This is a genomic window from Kitasatospora sp. NPDC094016 (genome assembly GCF_040304045.1).
Lineage (GTDB): Bacteria > Actinomycetota > Actinomycetes > Streptomycetales > Streptomycetaceae > Kitasatospora.
The window spans coordinates 20,691-39,117 of sequence record NZ_JBEOUK010000065.1; the positions used below are offsets into that span (position 1 = coordinate 20,691).

Sequence of the window (18,427 nt, forward strand, 5' to 3'; positions counted from 1 at the left end):
AGCTCGTCATCGAGAGGTGCGCGCGGGCGGACGCCCGTGCCGAGCGAAGCGGGGCGGGCGCATGAGCGGAGTGGGTACGAGGGCGGCGCTGGAGGTCTGCGTCATCGGGGCCGGCCCGCGCGGCCTGTCCGTTCTGGAGCGGCTCTGCGCCAACGAGCGCGCGGAGCCCTCGCACGGCTCCATCACGGTGCACATGGTCGACCCGGCCGCGCCCGGCGCCGGCGCCGTCTGGCGCCAGGACCAGTCACGGCACCTGCTGATGAACACCGTCGCCTCGCAGATCACCGTGTACACCGACGACAGCTCCCGGATCGACGGGCCGATCGAGCCCGGTCCGAGCCTGTGGGAGTGGGCGGTGGAGGTCGCCGGGGCCGGCGCCGCCTCCGGGCAGGACGAGGAGTGCGTGGCCGAGGCCCGCGTCCTGCGAGCCGACAGCTACCCCACCCGGGCGTTCTACGGGCGCTACCTGAACGCGAGCTTCCGCCGGGTGGTGGACGGCGCGCCCGCGCACGTCACCGTCCGGGTGCACCGCTCGCGGGCGGTGGCGATGGCGGACACCCACGGTGTCCCCGGCGGCCCGCAGGGCATCCGCCTGGAGAACGGCAGCCGGCTCAACCACCTGGACGCCATCGTGCTCGCCCAGGGCCACGTCGCGGCCCGGCCGACCCCGCACGAGGAGCGGACGGCGAGCCTGTCCCGGATCCACCACCTCACCTACATCACCCCGGCCAACCCGGCGGACCTCGACCTGAGCGGCATCCTGCCGGGCCAGCACGTACTGGTGCGCGGCCTCGGGCTGAACTTCTTCGACCACATGGCCCTGTTCACGGTCGGCCGGGGCGGCGCCTTCGTCCGCGCGGACGGACGGCTGGTGTACCGGCCGTCGGGCCGGGAGCCGAAGCTGTTCGCCACCTCGCGCCGCGGCATCCCGTACCACGCCCGCGGCGAGAACGAGAAGGGCGCGTACGGCCGCTACTTCCCCCGGTTGCTGACCGCCGAGTACATCGCCGGGCTGCGCGAGCAGTCCGCGGCCGGCGAGCCGGTGCAGTTCCGCACCGACCTGTGGCCGCTGATCTCGCGCGAGGTGGAGAGCGTCTACTACGGCACGCTGCTCGACGCGAAGGGCCGCGGCGCCGAGCGGGAGCCCTTCGTCGATCGGTACCTGACGGTCGCCCACGGCGGCGGCTTCGCGGCCCTGCTCGACGAGTACGGCATCCCCGAGTCGGAGCGCTGGGACTGGGAGCGGCTCTTCCGCCCTTACGGGGAACGGGAGTTCACCGGGCCGGAGGACTTCCGCGACTGGCTGCTCGGATACCTGGCCGAGGACGTCGAGGCGGCCCGGGCCGGCAACCTCAGCGGCCCGCTCAAGGCCGCCCTGGACATCCTGCGCGACCTGCGCAACGAGATCCGCCTCGCGGTGGACCACGGCGGGCTGGAGGGGAGCTCGCACCGGGACGACCTGGAGGGCTGGTACACCCCGCTCAACGCCTTCCTGTCGATCGGCCCGCCGGTCTCCCGGATCGAGGAGCTGATCGCCCTGATCGAGGCCGGGGTGGTCGAACTCACCGGCCCGGGCACCGAGATCCGGATCGACACCGAGGCGGCCGCCTACGTGCTGACCTCCCGGGCGGTGCCCCAGCCGCCGGTGCGGGCCACCGTCCTGATCGAGGCCCGGCTGCCCGAACCCGACCTGCGCCGCACCACCGACCCGCTGCTGCAGCACCTGCTGAGCACCGAGCAGGCCACCGCGTACCGGATCCCGGGCACGGGCGGCACCGACTACGAGACCGGTGGCCTGGCCGTCACCAAACGGCCGTACCGGCTGCTGGACACCCGGGGCCGCGCGCACCCGCGGCGCTACGCCTACGGGGTGCCGACCGAGTCGGTGCACTGGGTGACGGCGGCCGGAATCCGGCCCGGCGTGGACTCGGTGACCCTCGGCGACTCGGACGCGATCGCCCGCTCGCTGCTCGCCCTGCCGCCCACCACCCAGCTGCCCTTCGGCGTCCGGCCGGACGCGGCCGTCACCGACCTGACCGGAGTGCTGATATGACCGACCCCGACGAGCCGGCCGCCCCGCACGGCCCCGGCGGCCCGCACGACGCGCAGGACGCGCACGGCCCGCTCGACGCGGTCGGCATCCTGACCGACGCCGGGCTGCTCTCGCCGGTCCGCGCCGGAACCCCGGTCGAGGCCGCCGTCTGCGACCGGGCCTGGCTGCAGGCCATGCTGGACGCCGAGGCGGCGCTGGCCAGGGCCCAGGCCGGGCTGGGCACCCTGCCGAAGACCGCCGCCGACACGATCACCCGCCTGGCCCGCGCCGAGCTGCTGGACCTGCGGGCCCTCGCGGTCGAGTCCCGGGAGACCGCCAACCCGGTGGTCGGGCTGGTCCGGGCGCTGACCGCGGTGGTGGCGGCCGAGGACCGGGCCGCCGCCGAGTACGTCCACCGCGGCTCCACCAGCCAGGACGTCCTGGACACCGGCGCGATGCTGGTGGCCGCCCAGGCCCTGCGGATCATCCGCGCCGACCTCGCCCGCACCGCGCGGGCCCTGGCCGTCCTCGCCGAGCGGCACCGGGACACCGTCCTCCCCGGCCGCACGCTCGCCCTGCAAGCCGTACCGACCACCTTCGGGCTCAAGGCGGCCGGCTGGCGCCGGCTCGTCCTGGACTCCGAGCAGCGGCTCGGGCGGGTCGCCGAGCACGGCCTGCCGGTCTCGCTCGGCGGCGCCGCCGGCACCCTCGCCGGGTACCTGGAGTACGCCCGGATCGACGGCGCGGCCGCGGGCGGGGCGGACGGGGCGGCGCCGGACCCGGGCGACTACCTGGACCGGCTGCTCACCGCCTTCGCCGCCGAGACCGGGCTGGCCCGCCCGGTGCTGCCCTGGCACGCGCTGCGCACCCCGATCGCCGACCTCGCCGGCGCACTGGCGTTCACCGCCGGCGCACTCGGCAAGATCGCGATCGACGTGCAGTCGCTGACCAGGACGGAGGTCGGCGAGGTGGCCGAGCCCACCGCGGCCGGGCGCGGCAGCTCCTCCGCGATGCCGCACAAGCGCAACCCGGTGCTGGCCACCCTGATCCGTAGCGCCGCACTGCAGGTGCCGGTGATCGCCGCCGGGCTCACCCAGTGCCTGCTGGCCGAGGACGAGCGCTCGGGGGGCGCCTGGCACGCCGAGTGGCAACTGCTGCGCGAGGCGTTGCGGCTGACCGGGGGCGCCGCGCACACCGCGGTGGAGCTCGCCGAGGGACTGGAGGTCCGGCCCGAACGGATGCGCACCAACCTGGAACTGACGGGAAGTCAGATCGTCTCGGAGCGGATCGTCGCCGTCCTGGCGCCCCGGCTCGGCAAGGCGGCGGCCAGGCAGCTGCTCACCGAGGCCTCCGGCGAGGCCGACCGCGACGGGCGGCCACTGGAGCAGGTGCTCGCCGAACTGCCCGCTCTCGACGGCGTGTTCGGCAAGGCCGAGCTCTCTCGGCTGTGCGATCCGACCGCGTACACCGGGGCGGCCGGGCCCCTCGTCGACCGGGCCCTGCGCGAGCCGTGAGGGCGGCCGGCGTCGGCGCCCCGACGCCGGGCGCCCGAGCGATCCGCGACCAACCGAAGGGGAAGAGGAGCATGTTCCTGCAACGCGTCGGCAACCGAGGCATCCGACTGGGCACGGTCTTCGATCGCGCGGCCGCCCGTCACCCGGCGAGCCCGGTCTACCTCGACCACGACCTCGACATCGCCCCGGAGCTGGGCCGGCGGGTCACCCTGACCGAACTCGCCGACCTGATCGACGACTTCGCCGCCCGGCTGTGGGCTTCCCAGGTCCGCCCCGGCTCGCACGTGGTGATCCACAAGTCGGACAGCTTCGACATCTCCCTGCTCGCCTACAGCGTCGCCCGGGTCGGCGGGGTGCCGGTGCTGCTGTCCCCGAAGCTGGACGGCGCCACCGTCGCCCGCCTGCTGGAGCGACTGTCCCGGCCGACGCTGCTCACCGACGCGGCGAAGCTGGAGGAGGCGCTCCCGTCCGAGGTGTTCGACCTGACCGAGCGGGTGCTGGTGGCCACCGGGGAGTTCCCGGGCGCGACCGCGCTGGCCGGGCTGGCCGGGGTCGAGCGGGTGGCGCCGGTGACCATGCCGCAGGACCGGCCGGCCCTGATCACCCACACCTCGGGCACCACCGGCCTGCCCAAGCTCGCCGTCCAGACCGGCATCACGATCCAGGCCCGCTGCCGCCCGCAGTCGGTGCTGCTCGCCCCGGTCGGGCGGCACGAGCCGATCGCCGTACACGTCTCCTTCGTCCACTCGCGGATGATCAGCGGGGCCGCGCTGTTCGCGCTGCGCGGCCATCCCATGATCATCCTGCGGGACGACGAGCCGGAGCACGTCGCGAAGCTGTTCGCCCGGATCCCCCCGGGGGTGATCGAGTCCCACCCCAACACCCTGCTGAGCTGGGAGGTCCTGGCGGACCACCCGGCGAAACCGCTGGCCAAGGTCCGCTGCTTCAGCAACACCTTCGACGCCATCCACCCGCGCACGGTCGACACCCTGCTGGGCGCGTCCGAGCGCAGCCTGCCGTTCTTCGCCCAGACGTACGGGCAGAGCGAGACCGGCGCCATCGCCGCCCGCACCTACACCCGGCACCGCCGCAGCGGCGCCGACGGCCGCTGCGTCGGGCGGACCTTCCCCGGCATGACCGAGGTCCGGGTGGTCAGCCGGGACGGCCGGCCGGTGACCAAGGACTCCCCCGGCCACATCGAGGTGCGCAGCGGCGGGCAGATCGTCACCTACTTCGGCGAGCGGGAGCGCTTCAAGGGCCAGTTCTCGCCGGACGGCTGGTGGCGGATGGGCGACCTCGGCTACCGCGGCCGGTGGGGCTGCCTGCATCTGCTGGACCGCGAGGTCGACGAGATCCCGGGGATCAACAGCACCCTGGACCTGGAGGACAAGCTGTTCACCCGGCTGCCCGAGCTGCTGGAGGTGATCATCGTGCCCGGCGGGGACAGCGCCCCGGTGCCCGTGGTCTGCACCCGGGACGACCAGCCGCTCGACCTCGCCCGCTGGAAGCGCGCGGTGGCCGGCCTGCCCACCCTGGCCCCGCCCGTGCAGCGCCGGTTGGACGAGCTGCCGCACACCGCCACGACCAAGGTGAAGCGGCTGGAGCTGGCCAGGGAGCTGGCCACGGCCGAGGAGGCCTGAGCCGCGGAAGGCGTCGGCCCCGGCGGTGTCGTGAGACCCGCCGGGGCCGACGCGTGTCAGGCGGGGCCGACGGCCGGCAGGCTCCGCAGGACGGACCGCAGGTCCCCGGGCCCGAGCCGGACGCCGAAGTCCTCCGCGAGGACGGCGGCGTACCGCTCGTCGGTGAGCTCCGCGGCCTCCGTCGTGCCGTCGGCGCGGGCGACGACCAGCCGCCGGCCGTCGAGGGAGAGCCGCCGCTGCGGCGTGATCCTGGACAGGTAGGCCCGGCCGGTGAACGGGGAGCGCTCGTGGGTGGAGGTGTAGTGGTTCATCACCACGCAGTCGACCTGGTGCAGCGGCAGGCCCGTCTCGAACCGGTAGAGCGGCAACCACCCGTCGGGGCGGAGGAGTTCGAGCACCCAGCTGTCCGGCGCCGAGCCGACCCGGCGGAGCCGGTGAGTCCAGCCGTCGGGCTCGGCCAGGGCGCCGTCGGTCAGCGGCAGCGGTTCCAGCGGCCCCTTGTCACCGAAGCCGACGTCGGCGAGGAAACGCGCCCGGCCGGCCGTCACCAGCAGCACCAGGTGGGTGCGCGGCAGCGGTCGGCCGGCGTTCAGCAGGGCTCGGGCGGCGAGCCTGGTGACCTGGAAGCCCAGGCGTTCCAGCACCGCGGCGAAGAGCAGGTTCTGTTCGAAGCAGTAGCCGCCGCGGCCGCCGGCGACCAGCTTGGCCTGGACGCGGTCCAGGTCGAGCGGGATGCCGCGGCCGAGCGGGATGTCGAGGTTCTCGAACGGAAGGGCCAGCAGGTGGGCGCGGTGCAGCCGGCGCAGCGTCCCGGGTTCGGGAGGCCGCGGACCGGAAACGCCGGTGCGGGCCAGGTAGGCCCCGACGTCGAGCAGTTCCGCTCCCCATTCGCCGGTGGCGCGGTCATCACCCATCCTGTCGGCCTCTCTCCCGTGCGGTCCCCCGGAGACTACCCGGCAAGGATCGCCCCGGCCCGGAGGACCTCGGCGATCAGGCCGCCGACGATCCGGGGGCCGTCCTGGGTGAGCACCGACTCGGCGTGGAACTGCATGGACGCGAAGTGCGGGCCGCGCAGGGCGTGCACCTCGCCGGTCTCCCGGTCGCGGCCGGCCTCGACGGTGCCGACGCCGTCCACGTCGACCGTGTCGTGCGGGCTGACGGCGGCGAAGGTGTTGTAGAAGCCCACCCGCTCGCGAGCGCCGAACAGGTCGATCTCGCGCTGGACGCCCTGGTTGGGGACGTCCCGGCGGCGCAGCGGCAGGCCGAGCAGGGTGGACAGCACCTGGTGGCTGAGGCAGACCGCGACGAACGGGCGCCGCCGGGCGAGCAACTCGGCCACCGCGGCGCGCAGACTGGCGATCTTGGGGTGGTCGGCCTGCCGCGGGTCGCCCGGCCCCGGGCCCATCACGACCAGGTCGAAGCCGTCGAAGGCGTAGCGCTCGTCGAACCGACGAATCGTCACCTCAAGTCCCAGGGACTGGAGTTGGTGGCCGATCATGGCGGTGAAGGTGTCCTCGGCGTCGATCACGAGCACCCGACGCCCGGCGAACTCGGCGAGCCGCCGGGCGCGGTCCGCGTCCTCGGCCAGCCAGAAGTCCGAGATGACGGTGTTGCGCCGCTCCAGCGCGGCCCGGACCCGGGGGTGGCCGGCGAAGGTGCGCGGGCCTGCGGCCTCCAGCGCGGCCAGCAGCCCGGCCGCCTTGGCCCTGGTCTCGGCGACCTCGGAGGCCGGGTCGGAGTGGCGCACCAGGGTGGCGCCGACCCCGATCCGGATCCGGCCGACGGCGTCGATGTCGGCGGTGCGGATCAGGATCGCGGAGTCCATCGTGCGCCCGCCGTGCTCGTCCCGGCCGATCAGCGCGGCCACGCCGCTGTAGTAACCGCGCCCGGCGGGCTCGTAACGGCGGATGACCCGGGCGGCGCTCTCCAGCGGGCTGCCGGTGACGGTCGGGGCGAACATCGTCTCGCGGAGGATCTCGCGCGGGTCGCGGTCGGTTCGGCCCTCGATGAGGTACTCGGTGTGCGCGAGCCGGGCCATCTCCTTGAGGTACGGGCCGACCACCCGGCCGCCGCCCTCGCAGATCCGGGCCATCATCTTGAGCTCCTCGTCGACCACCATGTAGAGCTCGTCGGCCTCCTTGCGGTCGGCGAGGAAGTCCATCACGCCGGCCAGGGTGGGGCCGGAGGCCGGGTAGCGGTAGGTGCCGCTGATCGGGTTCATCACGGCGACGCCGTCGGCCAGGCTGATGTGCCGCTCGGGGCTGGCGCCGACGAAGGTCCGCTCCCCGGTGTGCACGACGAAGGTCCAGTAGGCGCCCGCCTCGCGCTCGGTCAGCCGGCGGAAGAATGCCAGCGCGGCGTGCAGGGTGTAGTCGCCGATCTCGGCCAGGAAGGTGCGGCGGACGACGAAGTTGGCGCCGACGCCCTGCCCGATCTCCTCGGCGACCACCCGGCGGACGATGTCGGCGTACTCCTCGTCGCCGAGGTCGAAGCGGGCGCCGGTCAGCTCGGTGGGCCGGTCCGGGATCAGCGCCAGCGCTTCGCCGAGGTCGACGGTGGCGTGCTCGGTCACCGTCATGGCGAGCAGCGGGGCGCCGTCGTCCCGGGCCTCGAAGCCGCGCTCGGCGATCTGCCGGTACGGGACCAGGACCAGGACCTCCGGGCCCGGGCGGCCGGGCTCGGGGCCCAGTGGGACGGCGTCCAGCGTGTGCGCGGTGGCGACCTCGCCGAACAGGACGTCCAGCGTGCCCGGGCCGGTGGTCTCGGGCCGGTGCAGGAGGGCGAAGGCGGGCGGCCGCTCCGCGAGCACCCGGCGCAGCAGTTCCCCGGTCGTCCGGTCCGCCGTCCGCCCGCTCGTCCGGTCCGTCGTCCGGTCGGTCATCCGAAGGTCTCCTTGGCCGTGGTCAGCATCGCGCAGCGCGCGGCGGCGTACTCCAGGGCGAGCCGGTGGTGGGCGGCGGAGAAGTCCGCGACGGCGTCGGCGACCAGGAACGGCCGGATGTCGTTGGTGAAGGCGTCGACGGCCGTCATCAGGACGCCCACGTGGGCGTACACGCCGCACAGGATCAGCTGGTCGCGGCCCTCCTCGCGCATCCGCTGGAGCAGGTCGGAGCGGAAGAAGGCGCTGTAGCGCCACTTGGTGAGCAGCCAGTCGCCGGGGGCCGGGGCGAGCGACTCGACGACCTCGCGGTCGACCGGGTCCACCCGCATCCCGGGGCCCCAGAAGTCCAGCAACAGCCCGCGCTGTTCGGTGGTCATGCCGCCCGGCTGGGCGGTGTAGGCGACCGGCACGCCGAGCTCGGCGGCCCGGCGGCGCAACAGGCCCGCGTTGTTCAGCAGCTCCCGGCCGGGTGCCTCGTCCGCCGGAAAGGGGCGCAGGAAGTAGCGCTGCATGTCGTGCACGAGCAGCACCGCGCGGTCCGGGCGGACGGTCCACGACACGGTGTTGTCGGGCAGCTCGCCCGCGGTCGGCATCGGATAGGGCTCGATGGTCGGAATGCCTGCCATGCGGTGGACTCTCCTGGGGGAATGGTGAGTTGGGCGAGCCGGTCAGGCGCCGAGGCCGGCGCCGCCGTCGACGGTGAGGTCGTGCAGGGTGATGTGGCCGGCCGCGTCGGAGAGCAGGAAGAGCACGGCGGCGGCGATGTCGGCGGGGCTGGCCAGCTTGTTGAGCGGGATGCCGACCCGGAAGGCGTCCGCGCGGCCGTGCAGGGTGCCCTGCGGGCCGGATTCGTCGTGCCACATCGAGGTCAGCATCGGGGTGTCGGTGGATCCGGGGGCGACGAGGTTGCAGCGGATGCCGTACCTGGCGACCTCCAGGCCGAGGCTCTTGGTGAACATCGTCGCGGCGGCCTTGGAAGCGGCGTAGGCGGCCATCTCGGTGCGCGGGGTGCGGGCGGCGTTGGAGGCGACGGTGACGATGGCGCCGCGCCCGCGCGGGATCATCCGGTCGACCACCGCGCGGGACACGTGGAAGACGCCGTTGACGTTGACCGCGAAGGTGGCCGCCCAGTCCTCGACGGAGAAGTTCCGGACCTCGCCCAGGCGCAACACCCCGGCGGCGTTGACCAGTTGGTCCACGGGCCCGAGTTCACGCTCCACCCGGTCGACGAGCAGGTCGACGGCGCGGTGGTCGCTGACGTCCACCGGGTAGGCCTCGGCCCGCAGGCCCTCCGCGGCGAGGGCGGCCACGGTCCTGCGCAGGCCCTCCTCGTCGCGGTCCACCGCGGCCACCGCGGTGCCCTGTTCGGCCAGGGCCCGGACCACGGCCGCGCCGATGCCGCCTGCTGCCCCGGTGACCAGGGCGATCGTGTTCGTCACTGCCGGACCTCCCTCGGGGCCGACACGTGGCCGGCCCGTCGCTCTCTCGGTTGCTCTCTCGGTTGCTCTCTCGGTTGCTCTCGCGGTTGCGCTCTCGCGGTGCGGTGGTGTGTGGCGCCGTTCCGGGCGCGTACGGAAGGGCGTCGTGGCGAGGCCGTGGATGGCATGGGTGGGGCAGGACCGGCGGGCCCGCGGGCCGGGTCACGGTCCGGCAGCGGTCCGCCGGCCGCCGAACGGTCGAGGCTCTTCCAGATCCTGTGGCGCGCCACCAGGCGCCGCCAACGCCCGCCCCCGCACTTCGTCAGGTGGCGGATACTCCATCAGGTGGCGGCACACTCCGTCAGATGTCGCCCGGGCACGAGGAGAAACGGTGACGGCAGCCCTCGGACACGTCCGTCCCGAGGTGGCGGACCGGCGAGATCCGGCCATGGAACGGCTCGGACGCGCGCGCCACCCGGACGCCGTCGGGCACGGCCGGGCCCTGGTGGCCCACGGCTACCCCGGAGGTGGGCGGACCACCGTGCGCCGCCACCTCGTGGCATATGCCGAAGCCGGCGCGGCCGATCGGGCCTCCGGACCCGGACGTCAGAGGCCGGTACCAGCTGCCGCCTCGCCGCCGGACCGGCCGCGCGCCACCGTCACCTCGACCAACATGTGCTCGACCTCCTCCTCGCCCTCCGGGAAGACGCCGCCGCGCACCACCCGCAGGGTGCGCCCGCACTCCTCGGCGATCCGGAGGAGCTCCGTGAGGTCGCCGCGCTCGCTGAAGTGCAGCAGCACCGAGCCGCCCGGAGCCAGCCGGCCCGGAGCCTCGACGAGGAAGCGGCGGTGGGCGGCGTAGCCCGGGTCGACGTAGCCGCGCTCGTGCATCGTCCGGTAGCGGTAGTCCTCCGGCGCGAGCACGTAGTTGGAGTGCCAGAAGACGGTGTCGAAGCGCTCCTCGGGCGCGAGCGCGGCGAACAGGTCGCTGTGCACGCCGTGGACGCGGTCGGCGACGCCGTGCCGGCGGGCGTTCATCCCGGTGTTGCGGACGGCGGCCTCGTTGATGTCGCCGGCCACCACCCGGGTGTGCCCGGCCAGTGCCGCGGCCACCGCGATGACGCCGGTGCCGCAGCCGATCTCCAGCAGCGAGCCGGAGCGCCCGGCGGCCCGCGGGTCGTCCAGGCCGAGCAGGCGCATGGAGATCTCGCTGGTGGGCGAGTAGACCGGGGCGAAAATCCCTGGCAGCAGGTCCCATTCGCGGCCGCAGAGCCGGAAGGTGGCGGGCCGGTGCGGGTGCTCCAGCGCGGCCCTGCTCCGCTCCAGCGAACGGTGGTAGTCCTGTAGCGCCTTCATGCCGTCCGCCCGTGCCCCCCACCGCGCCAGCTGGGCTTTGCCGCCCGGACCACCTCCCCGGCGGCCTCCACGTCATCCTCCTCAACCGGCGCGGGCGGCGGGAAGGTGACCCGGCAACACATCGGGGGCCACTCGGCGGTGCCCCCTCCACCGTCCACACCCTGGAATCACCCGAGCCCCACCCAAAGTGACATGATAAACACTTTGCATCACCTGGCATGTGCCAGGCAAAACGGCCGATGTGCACAGGTGGGGGTAAAGCGTGGCCCAACAGGAGGTCAGGAAAAGGCCTGACGCGCTGACGGTACTGACCTTGCTGGTGGCGGAAGCACCACCGGCCCGCATCGAGTCACTGCTCGCCGAGGCCGCCCGCGACGGCGCCCGCGAGGCCGAGACGGCCGCACTGGAGCGGGCCGTCCGGCTCGGACTGGACATCTGCGCCCAGCGCCGCGGGCGCCAGCAACGCGAAGCCGGCCTGTCCGCGCTGCTCGACACCGCCCGGGACCTCCTCGTCCCCGACACCCTCGACGGGGTGCTCAAGGTCGCCACCCGGCGCTCGCGCCTGCTCCTCGGCGCGGACATGGCATACGTCAGCTTCCCCGGACCGGAGGACGGCCTGTCCTACATCCGGGCGTCGGACGGCCACACCTCCATGCTCAACGTCGGCCTCCGGCTGACCGGCGGCTCCGGCCTCGGCCACGCCGCCGTCGCCAACCTCGCCCCGGTCTGGACCCCGGACTACCTCGACGACGACCGGATCCGGCACAGCACCGACATCGACGAGGTGGTCCGGGCCGAGGCGCTGCGCGCGATCATGGCCGTCCCGCTGAGCTACGGCCCGCACCCCTTCGGCGCGCTCTACGTCGCCGACCGCAACGTGCGGCACTACACGCCGGAGGAGATCTCCACCGCGAACCTGCTCGGCGAGCTCGCCGGCCTGGCCGTCCAGCGCACCCTCGTCCTCGACGACGCCAAGGCCACCGTGCAGACCCTGCGCGAGGAGCACGGACGCACCACCGAGTCGCTGCGGGAGCTCAGCGAGCACCGGCGCGTCCATCACGAGCTCATCGAACGGGCGCTGACCGACGGCGACCTGCACGGCCTCGCCGAAGCCGTGAGCCGGAACCTGGGTGGCGCGCTGCGGATCCACGCGGCGGACGGCACCGTCCTGACCACCACCGGCCGGATGCCCGAGACCGGACCGGCCGCCGCGGAGGTGCACGCCGCCAAACGCCCGGTCCACACCGCGGACGGCCTCTGGGCGGCCCCGGTCACCGCCGGAGGCGAGATACTCGGCACCCTGGTGTTCCACCCCGAGGACCTCCCCGCGGCCGGCATCGACGAACTGCTGCAACTGGCCGCCCAGGCGGTGGCGGTGCAACTGCTGCGCACCGGCGACACCACCGTCGTGCAGGGCCGCGCCCACGGCGAGCTGATGGAGGACCTGCTCACCAGCGCCCAGCGCCCGCCGCAGCAGTTGGAGGAGCGCGCCCGCCGCCTCGGCATCAACCTGGCCACGCCGCACGTGGTGGTGGTCGTCCGCCCCGAGGCCCGAGCGGTCGGCCGGGCCTGCGCCCTGGCCACGGGCCTGGCCCAGCGACTGAACGGGCTGCGGGTCGGGCACGGCGGCAACGCCGTGCTGCTGCTGCCCGGCACCGACCCCGGCGCGACGGCCCGGGCCGTCCTGAACGAACTCGCCCCGCTGCTCAGCGAACCGATCACGGTGGCGGCGGCCGGGCCGGTCGCGGACGCCGCCTCCGTCTACCACTGCCACCAGGAGGCGCTGCGCTGCCTGGAGGCGATGATCGCCCTCGACGCCACCGGCCGCTCGGCCTCCCCCCGGGAGCTGGGCTTCCTCGGTGTCCTGCTCGCCGACAACCGGGACGTCCGCTCCTTCGTCGACTCGGTCATCGGTCCGGTGCTCGAGTACGACCGGCAGCGGTTCACCGACCTCGGCCGCACCCTGGACGCCTACTTCGAGACCGGAGCCAGCCCCACCCGGGCCGCCCAGAAGCTGCACGTCCACCCGAACACCGTCGCCCGCCGCCTTGAACGCATCGCGGAACTGCTCGGCCCCGACTGGCAGGACCCCGGCCAGGCACTCGAAGTCCAGCTCGCCCTCCGGCTCTCGCGCGTCCGCGACCTCCTCGTCAAGGACGGCCCGTCGACCGGGGGCGACCAGGGGACCTAGGCGGACAGGGCCTGGCTCGCCCGGCGGAGCGAGCGGCCGCCGGTGTGGGAGAGGGCCACGACCGCGTGTGCGGCCGAGGCGAGGGTGACGTGGCGGTGCCAGCCGTTGAAGGAACGGCCGGTGTAGTCGCGGATGCCGGTGCGGTCCGCTATCTCGTCGAAGTCCCGCTCGACCCGGCCGATCCGCAGGCTCAGCCGGAACAGCTGGGCCGGCGTGGCGTCCGGGACGTCGGCCAGCCACAGCTCCTGCGGCCAGCGCCGGCCGGTGCTGCCCGCGCCGAGCAACAGCAGGTCGCGGTCCGGGCCCTCCGGCCTGCGGTTCACTCCCGGGGAGTGACCCGCCCCGGTCACCGTCCGCACCCGGACGGCACCGACCAGCGCGGTGCGCGGCCCGGCGTCCTGGTCGTGGTCGGTCCAGGTCACCATCCGCCGGCGGTCCCGGCACGCCCCGATGATCCGGTGGGCCGGCATCGCCTCCACTCCGTGCCCGGCCCCCTCGGCCGGGCGGAGCGGCAGCGTGCTGTTGATCCGCACGAGGAACGGCACCCCCGCCTCGCGCAGCCGCCGCAGCGCCTTCATCCCGTCCAGCTCCCGGACGTCCATCACCACCGGCAGCGTGGGCAGCCGCCAGTCCGAGGTCAGCTCCAGCACCGCCTCGACCGAGCAGTCGCCCAGCGTCCGGGTGTCCACACTCGCCGGGATGGATGCCTGGCTGCGCCGCGGCACGTCGTCCAGCCACGCCCGGGACAGGTGCAGCCGCCAGTTCACCGGCATGCTCACCTCCTCGGACGCCGCCCAGACGCCCACCGCCTGCTGCGCGTTGAGCACCTGGCCGAGCGAGGGGATGAACCGGCGGTCCACGCCCACCGAGTGCTCCCCGGCCTTCGGGATGACCGTCTGCTGCACCACCCAGGCCTGCGGCGGCGCGACGGACGTCACGTAGTGCGCCAGCGCGGCGCGCACCGGGTCCCACTCCCAGGTGGAGCTGCTGATGAAGTGGTGCAGGTTCTGCTCCGTGGCCTGCCCGCCGATCAGCCGCGCGATGTTGCGCACCGACTTGCGGCCCTCCGCGCCCAGCAGTCCGCGCAGGTACTCCACACCCTTGCGGCGCTGGTCCGCCCGGGGCAGCGACGCGAACAGCGCCGGGCACAGCTCCGAGAGGACGATGTCGTGGGAACTGCCGACGCCCGGCGTGCGCCCGGGCGTTCGCGTATCCCTGATGTGCAGGGCGAAGTCGCTCATCGAGATCCCCAACCTCTACATGGCAGACGCATCTTCAGATGGGTCGACGGTATGCAGAGGGCACGGGCCCGGCCCAGGTGCACCGGACACACGGCTGCACGCGCGGCCTATGGCCGGACCACCGGACAGGGCGCGCGGGCAGGCGCGACCGCCCCCGGAGCCGCCCGGCGGGGTGTGCCGGGGCCATCAGGGGCGGGCCGGCCGCGCGCGAGTTGACGAACAAACGGCTTCCGTGCGGCACCCCGGCATTGACCGGTGGAAGACTCTCCGAGCATGCGAGCAGCCTTCATCGAGGCCCTCGGGCCGCCCGAGAACATCCGCTACGGCGAACTCCCCTCCCTCCGTCCCGGGCCGACCGACGTCCTGGTCGACGTCACGGCCACCACCGTCAACCCGGTGGACACCTTCGTCCGCTCCGGCCTCTTCCGCACCCCGGTCGCGTTCCCGTTCGTGATCGGCCGCGACCTGGTCGGCACCGTCGCCGCGGCCGGGCCGGTCACCCCCGGCTTCGCCGTCGGCGACCGGGTGTGGACCAACAGCCTCGGCCACGGCGGGCGCCAGGGCGCCGCCTCCGAGCAGGTCGTCGTCCCCGCCGACCGCCTCTACCACCTCCCTGAGGGCGTCCTCCCCGAGGAGGCCGTCGCCGTCGTCCACCCGGCCGCGACCGCCTACCTCGGCCTGTTCACGCACGGCCGCCTGCGGGCCGGCGAGACCGTCCTGGTGGCCGGCGCGGCCGGGAACGTCGGCTCCGCGCTGGTCACCCTCGCCGTCGACGCCGGGGCCCGGGTCGTCGCCACGGCCTCCGCCCACGATCTGGAGCAGTGCCTCGCCCTGGGTGCGGCCGAGGCCCTGGACTACCGCGATCCGGACCTCGCCGAACGGCTCGCACGAGCCTGCCCCGGCGGCGTCGACCTCCACCTCGACACGTCCGGGGAGAACGACCTGGCCACCGCCGTCGACCTGCTCGCCCCGCGCGGACGGATCGTCCTGCTGGCCGGCGCCCGCTCGCGGCCGGTCCTCCCGGTCGGGCCGCTCTACATGAAGGACTGCTCGATCGCCGGCTTCGTGATCTCGCACGCGACCAGCACCGAACTGGCCGAGGCCGCCGTCGGCATCAACCGCCTGCTCGCGGCCGGACGGCTGCGCCCCCTGGCGGTCGAGACCCTTCCGCTGAGCGCCGCCGCCGAGGTCCACGGCCGAATGGAACGCGGCGAGCTGCACGGCAGACGGGTGGTCCTCAGGCCCGACGCGCGGGCCTGACCGGACGGCTGCCAACCGTTGTACCGGAGGTCCGGCGGGGCCGCAACGGCCTCGCAGGGACGCGACTTGACATATTCCGGGCCTCCGGCGCGTCCGGCCTGCGTCGCAGAACCTGGACGTGTATTGTCCTGGTTATGCGAATGGGTGAAGGAGTCGAGTGGGGCCTGCACTGCTGCCTCACCCTGGCATGGCTCGACAGTGACCAACCGGTTCCGACGGCACGGCTGGCGGCCTGGTTCGACCTGCCGCCGGCCTACCTGACCAAGCGCCTACAGGCGCTGGTCCGGGCCGGCATCCTGAGCTCGACGCCGGGCTCCAAGGGCGGCTTCCGGCTGGGCCGACGGCCGGAGAAGATCACCCTGATGGACGTGGTCGCCGCCATCGAGGGCCCCGACGACGTGTTCCGCTGCACCGAGATCCGCCAGCGTGCGGACGGCGGTGGCGCCATCGCACGGGAGTTCCGACAGCCGTGCGGGATCGCCACCGCGATGCGCAAGGCCGAACTGGCCTGGCGCCGCGAACTCGCCGGGCAGACGGTGGCCGACCTCATGGCCGCCGCGCCGGGCGGGGCCGCCGACCGCACCCGACGCCACTACGCCCGCATGACCGGCTGACCGCACGCCCGACGGTCCGGCCGCCTCACCGCGCGGCGCCACCACAGCACATGCACCGACCCGCAAGGAGAATCCGGATGTCCAGTGTCTCGATTCCGGCCGACCGGAAAGCTCCGGCCGAACCCGGCTCACCACCCCAGGGCGGCCTGTCCTCCACCCTCGTCCTCGCCTTAGGGACGTTCGCCGTCGGCACGGACGCCTTCGTCGTGGCCGGCTTCCTCCCCTCCATGGCCCAGGACCTGCACGTCTCCCCGGCCACGGCCGGCCAGTCGATCACCGTCTTCGCCGCCGCCTACGCCGTCCTCTCCCCCGTCCTGGCCACCCTCCTCGCCCGGCTTCCCCGCCGAACCCTGCTGATCACCGCACTGTTCACGCTCGGCATCGCCAACCTCGGCTCGGCACTGGCCCCCAACATGGCCGTGCTGATCATCAGCCGCATCATCGCCGCCGCCGGCGCCGCCGCCTACACCCCCAACGCCGGAGCCGTCAGCGCCTCCCTCGTCCGCCCCGAACTGCGGGCCCGAGCCCTCGCCGTGGTCATCGGCGGCCTCACCATCGCCACCGCACTCGGCGTGCCGCTCGGCAACGCCGCCAGCCACTGGCTGGGCTGGCGCACCGCCCTCGGCCTCGTCGCCGGACTCTGCCTGCTCGTCGCCGTCATACTGCGCCTGATCATGCCGCGGCTCCCCGGCAACGTCCGGGTGCCGCTGCGCACCCGCCTCGCCGTCCTGCGTCGGCCCGCCGTCCTCGCCGTCCTGCCGCTCACCATCCTCGGTATGGGCGCCAGCTACACCGCGTACGCGTACAGCGTGCCCATGCTGGAAGCCGTCAAGGTGCCCGAGAGCTCCATCCTGTGGATGCTCTTCCTGTACGGCCTCGGCGCCGTCATCGGCAACCTCGCCGCGGGCTACACCACCGACCGCTGGGGCTCCACCAAGGTCCTGATCGTCGGCTACACCGCCATGGTCGTCGCCCTCGGGTCCCTCGCCTGGCTCGCCGCCTCCGACTCCGACCTCAAGCCCGTCGTCGGCCTGCTGGTCCTCCTCTGGGGCGCCAGCAGCTGGTGCCAGACACCCCCGCAGCAGCACCGCCTGATCGAGGTCGCCCCCCAGGAGGCCCCGCTGGTGGTCTCCCTCAACTCCTCCTCCATCTACCTCGGCATCGGCCTCGGCACCATCATCGGCGGCTCCACCCTCGGTGCCGGCGCCGCGACCGTGTACGGCCTGGGCGCGACCATCGCCGCCATCGCCCTGATCTTCCTGCTCTTCACCCGCCACTCGCCCACCAACAAGGGCTGAGGCGCGAGACACCTCCTGCGGGCCGGACAACTCCCCTCCGGCCGACGCTTCCTGACGGTACGGCGTCGCACCGAGCGCTGAAACACCCCTCAGCACGCGACGACCGACGACCGGCGCGGAGACAGACCCTGCTGCCCCGGTTTCCCCGACACGCCCCTGGCCGCCCAGCGGCGCCGCGCACCGCAGCGGCCCCGGCCACGGACACCACCCCGCACTCCCCGCGGGACCACCACGTCGACGAAACCGAGAGATCGCCAGATGACCCAGCTGACCGAATCCCCCGTGACCACCCACAGCACCGAGACCACCGAACCGACCCCCGCTCCGGTCACCCCCGACGCACGGACCGGGCCCGTGGAGCCCGGGATGACCGGCGCCCAGGCACTGATCCGTTCGCTCGAAGCGGTCGGAGTGGACACCGTCTTCGGCATCCCGGGCGGGGCCATCCTTCCCGCGTACGACCCGCTGATGGACTCGGCCAAGGTGCGCCACATCCTGGTCCGGCACGAGCAGGGCGCAGGCCACGCCGCCACCGGATACGCCCAGGCCACCGGCCGGGTCGGGGTCTGCATGGCCACCTCCGGCCCGGGCGCGACCAACCTGGTGACCCCGATCGCCGACGCCTACATGGACTCCGTGCCGATCGTCGCGATCACCGGCCAGGTCCCCTCGACCCTGATCGGACGGGACGCCTTCCAGGAGGCGGACATCTGCGGCATCACCATGCCGATCACCAAGCACAACTACCTGGTCACCGACCCCGACGAGATCCCCCGGGTGATCGCCGAGGCGTTCCACATCGCCGCCACCGGCCGCCCCGGCCCCGTCCTCGTCGACATCACCAAGGACGCCCTCCAGGGCCTGACAGGACATCGGCAGATCGAGCCCTCGCTGCCCGGCTACCGCCCGGTCACCAAGCCGCACGCCAAGCAGATCCGCGAGGCCGCGAAGATGCTGGTGGCCGCCAAGCGCCCGGTGCTGT

General features: G+C 73.9%; 14 protein-coding genes. 8 read left to right on the forward strand and 6 right to left on the reverse strand.

Annotated features, from left to right (window positions below; all coding sequences use genetic code 11):
- Positions 1 to 61: 61 nt before the first annotated feature.
- From ABT015_RS35500 to ABT015_RS35510, 3 genes are all read left to right on the forward strand, one after another.
- Positions 62 to 2,053, forward strand: a complete 1,992-nt coding sequence (locus tag ABT015_RS35500) for an FAD/NAD(P)-binding protein (protein WP_350886743.1) — start codon at positions 62 to 64, stop codon at positions 2,051 to 2,053.
- Positions 2,050 to 3,546: a nitrosuccinate lyase gene (locus ABT015_RS35505; RefSeq protein WP_350886746.1), complete on the forward strand. Its 1,497-nt coding sequence runs from the start codon at positions 2,050 to 2,052 to the stop codon at positions 3,544 to 3,546. Before ABT015_RS35500 ends, ABT015_RS35505 begins: the two co-directional genes overlap by 4 nt.
- 71 nt (positions 3,547 to 3,617) lie before the next feature.
- Complete coding sequence (locus tag ABT015_RS35510; RefSeq protein WP_350886748.1) at positions 3,618 to 5,186, forward strand: class I adenylate-forming enzyme family protein; 1,569 nt, start codon at positions 3,618 to 3,620, stop codon at positions 5,184 to 5,186.
- 56 nt (positions 5,187 to 5,242) lie between these two features.
- Here the strand turns inward: ABT015_RS35510 and ABT015_RS35515 are convergent, their stop codons facing one another.
- The 5 genes from ABT015_RS35515 to ABT015_RS35535 form a co-directional block, all read right to left on the reverse strand.
- Complete coding sequence (locus tag ABT015_RS35515) at positions 5,243 to 6,100, reverse strand: arylamine N-acetyltransferase family protein (RefSeq protein WP_350886751.1); 858 nt, start codon at positions 6,098 to 6,100, stop codon at positions 5,243 to 5,245.
- Between the two features lie 35 nt (positions 6,101 to 6,135).
- Positions 6,136 to 8,067, reverse strand: a complete 1,932-nt coding sequence (locus ABT015_RS35520) for an anthranilate synthase family protein (RefSeq protein ID WP_350886753.1) — start codon at positions 8,065 to 8,067, stop codon at positions 6,136 to 6,138.
- Positions 8,064 to 8,693, reverse strand: coding sequence for an isochorismatase family protein (locus ABT015_RS35525; protein WP_350886755.1), 630 nt, complete (start codon positions 8,691 to 8,693; stop codon positions 8,064 to 8,066). Before ABT015_RS35525 ends, ABT015_RS35520 begins: the two co-directional genes overlap by 4 nt.
- A gap of 42 nt (positions 8,694 to 8,735) precedes the next feature.
- The gene (locus ABT015_RS35530; protein ID WP_350886758.1) at positions 8,736 to 9,506 is read right to left on the reverse strand and encodes a 2,3-dihydro-2,3-dihydroxybenzoate dehydrogenase; all 771 of its coding nucleotides are present in this window, start codon (positions 9,504 to 9,506) and stop codon (positions 8,736 to 8,738) included.
- Between the two features lie 585 nt (positions 9,507 to 10,091).
- Positions 10,092 to 10,841: a 50S ribosomal protein L11 methyltransferase gene (locus tag ABT015_RS35535; RefSeq protein ID WP_350886761.1), complete on the reverse strand. Its 750-nt coding sequence runs from the start codon at positions 10,839 to 10,841 to the stop codon at positions 10,092 to 10,094.
- A 319-nt stretch (positions 10,842 to 11,160) separates the two neighbouring features.
- Between ABT015_RS35535 and ABT015_RS35540 the strand changes: the two genes are divergently transcribed.
- Positions 11,161 to 13,032 (forward strand): helix-turn-helix domain-containing protein, encoded by a 1,872-nt coding sequence (locus tag ABT015_RS35540; RefSeq protein ID WP_350886775.1) that lies wholly within the window; start codon positions 11,161 to 11,163, stop codon positions 13,030 to 13,032.
- On the opposite strand, the gene ABT015_RS35545 is transcribed toward ABT015_RS35540, so the two are convergent.
- Entirely contained in the window at positions 13,029 to 14,273 is a 1,245-nt protein-coding gene (locus ABT015_RS35545) for an IS701 family transposase (protein ID WP_350886763.1), read from the reverse strand. The two genes, ABT015_RS35540 and ABT015_RS35545, sit on opposite strands and share 4 nt — an antisense overlap.
- A 273-nt stretch (positions 14,274 to 14,546) precedes the next feature.
- On the opposite strand from ABT015_RS35545, the gene ABT015_RS35550 reads away from it, so the two are divergent.
- From ABT015_RS35550 to ABT015_RS35565, 4 genes are all read left to right on the forward strand, one after another.
- Positions 14,547 to 15,533 (forward strand): NADPH:quinone reductase, encoded by a 987-nt coding sequence (locus ABT015_RS35550; protein ID WP_350886766.1) that lies wholly within the window; start codon positions 14,547 to 14,549, stop codon positions 15,531 to 15,533.
- Between the two features lie 134 nt (positions 15,534 to 15,667).
- Positions 15,668 to 16,147 (forward strand): RrF2 family transcriptional regulator, encoded by a 480-nt coding sequence (locus ABT015_RS35555; RefSeq protein WP_350886768.1) that lies wholly within the window; start codon positions 15,668 to 15,670, stop codon positions 16,145 to 16,147.
- 77 nt (positions 16,148 to 16,224) lie between these two features.
- Entirely contained in the window at positions 16,225 to 17,445 is a 1,221-nt protein-coding gene (locus ABT015_RS35560; RefSeq protein ID WP_350886770.1) for an MFS transporter, read from the forward strand.
- Between the two features lie 258 nt (positions 17,446 to 17,703).
- Positions 17,704 to 18,427: thiamine pyrophosphate-binding protein (locus tag ABT015_RS35565; protein WP_350886773.1), on the forward strand; the 724-nt coding region annotated here is incomplete at its 3' end.

Coding starts and splice junctions, on each gene's coding strand:
- ABT015_RS35515 (WP_350886751.1), bottom strand. CDS start 6,100: ATGGGTGATGACCGCGCCACCGGCGAATGGGGAGCGGAACTGCTCGAC.
- ABT015_RS35500 (WP_350886743.1), top strand. CDS start 62: ATGAGCGGAGTGGGTACGAGGGCGGCGCTGGAGGTCTGCGTCATCGGG.
- ABT015_RS35560 (WP_350886770.1), top strand. CDS start 16,225: ATGTCCAGTGTCTCGATTCCGGCCGACCGGAAAGCTCCGGCCGAACCC.
- ABT015_RS35520 (WP_350886753.1), bottom strand. CDS start 8,067: ATGACCGACCGGACGACGGACCGGACGAGCGGGCGGACGGCGGACCGG.
- ABT015_RS35555 (WP_350886768.1), top strand. CDS start 15,668: ATGCGAATGGGTGAAGGAGTCGAGTGGGGCCTGCACTGCTGCCTCACC.
- ABT015_RS35550 (WP_350886766.1), top strand. CDS start 14,547: ATGCGAGCAGCCTTCATCGAGGCCCTCGGGCCGCCCGAGAACATCCGC.
- ABT015_RS35505 (WP_350886746.1), top strand. CDS start 2,050: ATGACCGACCCCGACGAGCCGGCCGCCCCGCACGGCCCCGGCGGCCCG.
- ABT015_RS35525 (WP_350886755.1), bottom strand. CDS start 8,693: ATGGCAGGCATTCCGACCATCGAGCCCTATCCGATGCCGACCGCGGGC.
- ABT015_RS35545 (WP_350886763.1), bottom strand. CDS start 14,273: ATGAGCGACTTCGCCCTGCACATCAGGGATACGCGAACGCCCGGGCGC.
- ABT015_RS35535 (WP_350886761.1), bottom strand. CDS start 10,841: ATGAAGGCGCTACAGGACTACCACCGTTCGCTGGAGCGGAGCAGGGCC.
- ABT015_RS35510 (WP_350886748.1), top strand. CDS start 3,618: ATGTTCCTGCAACGCGTCGGCAACCGAGGCATCCGACTGGGCACGGTC.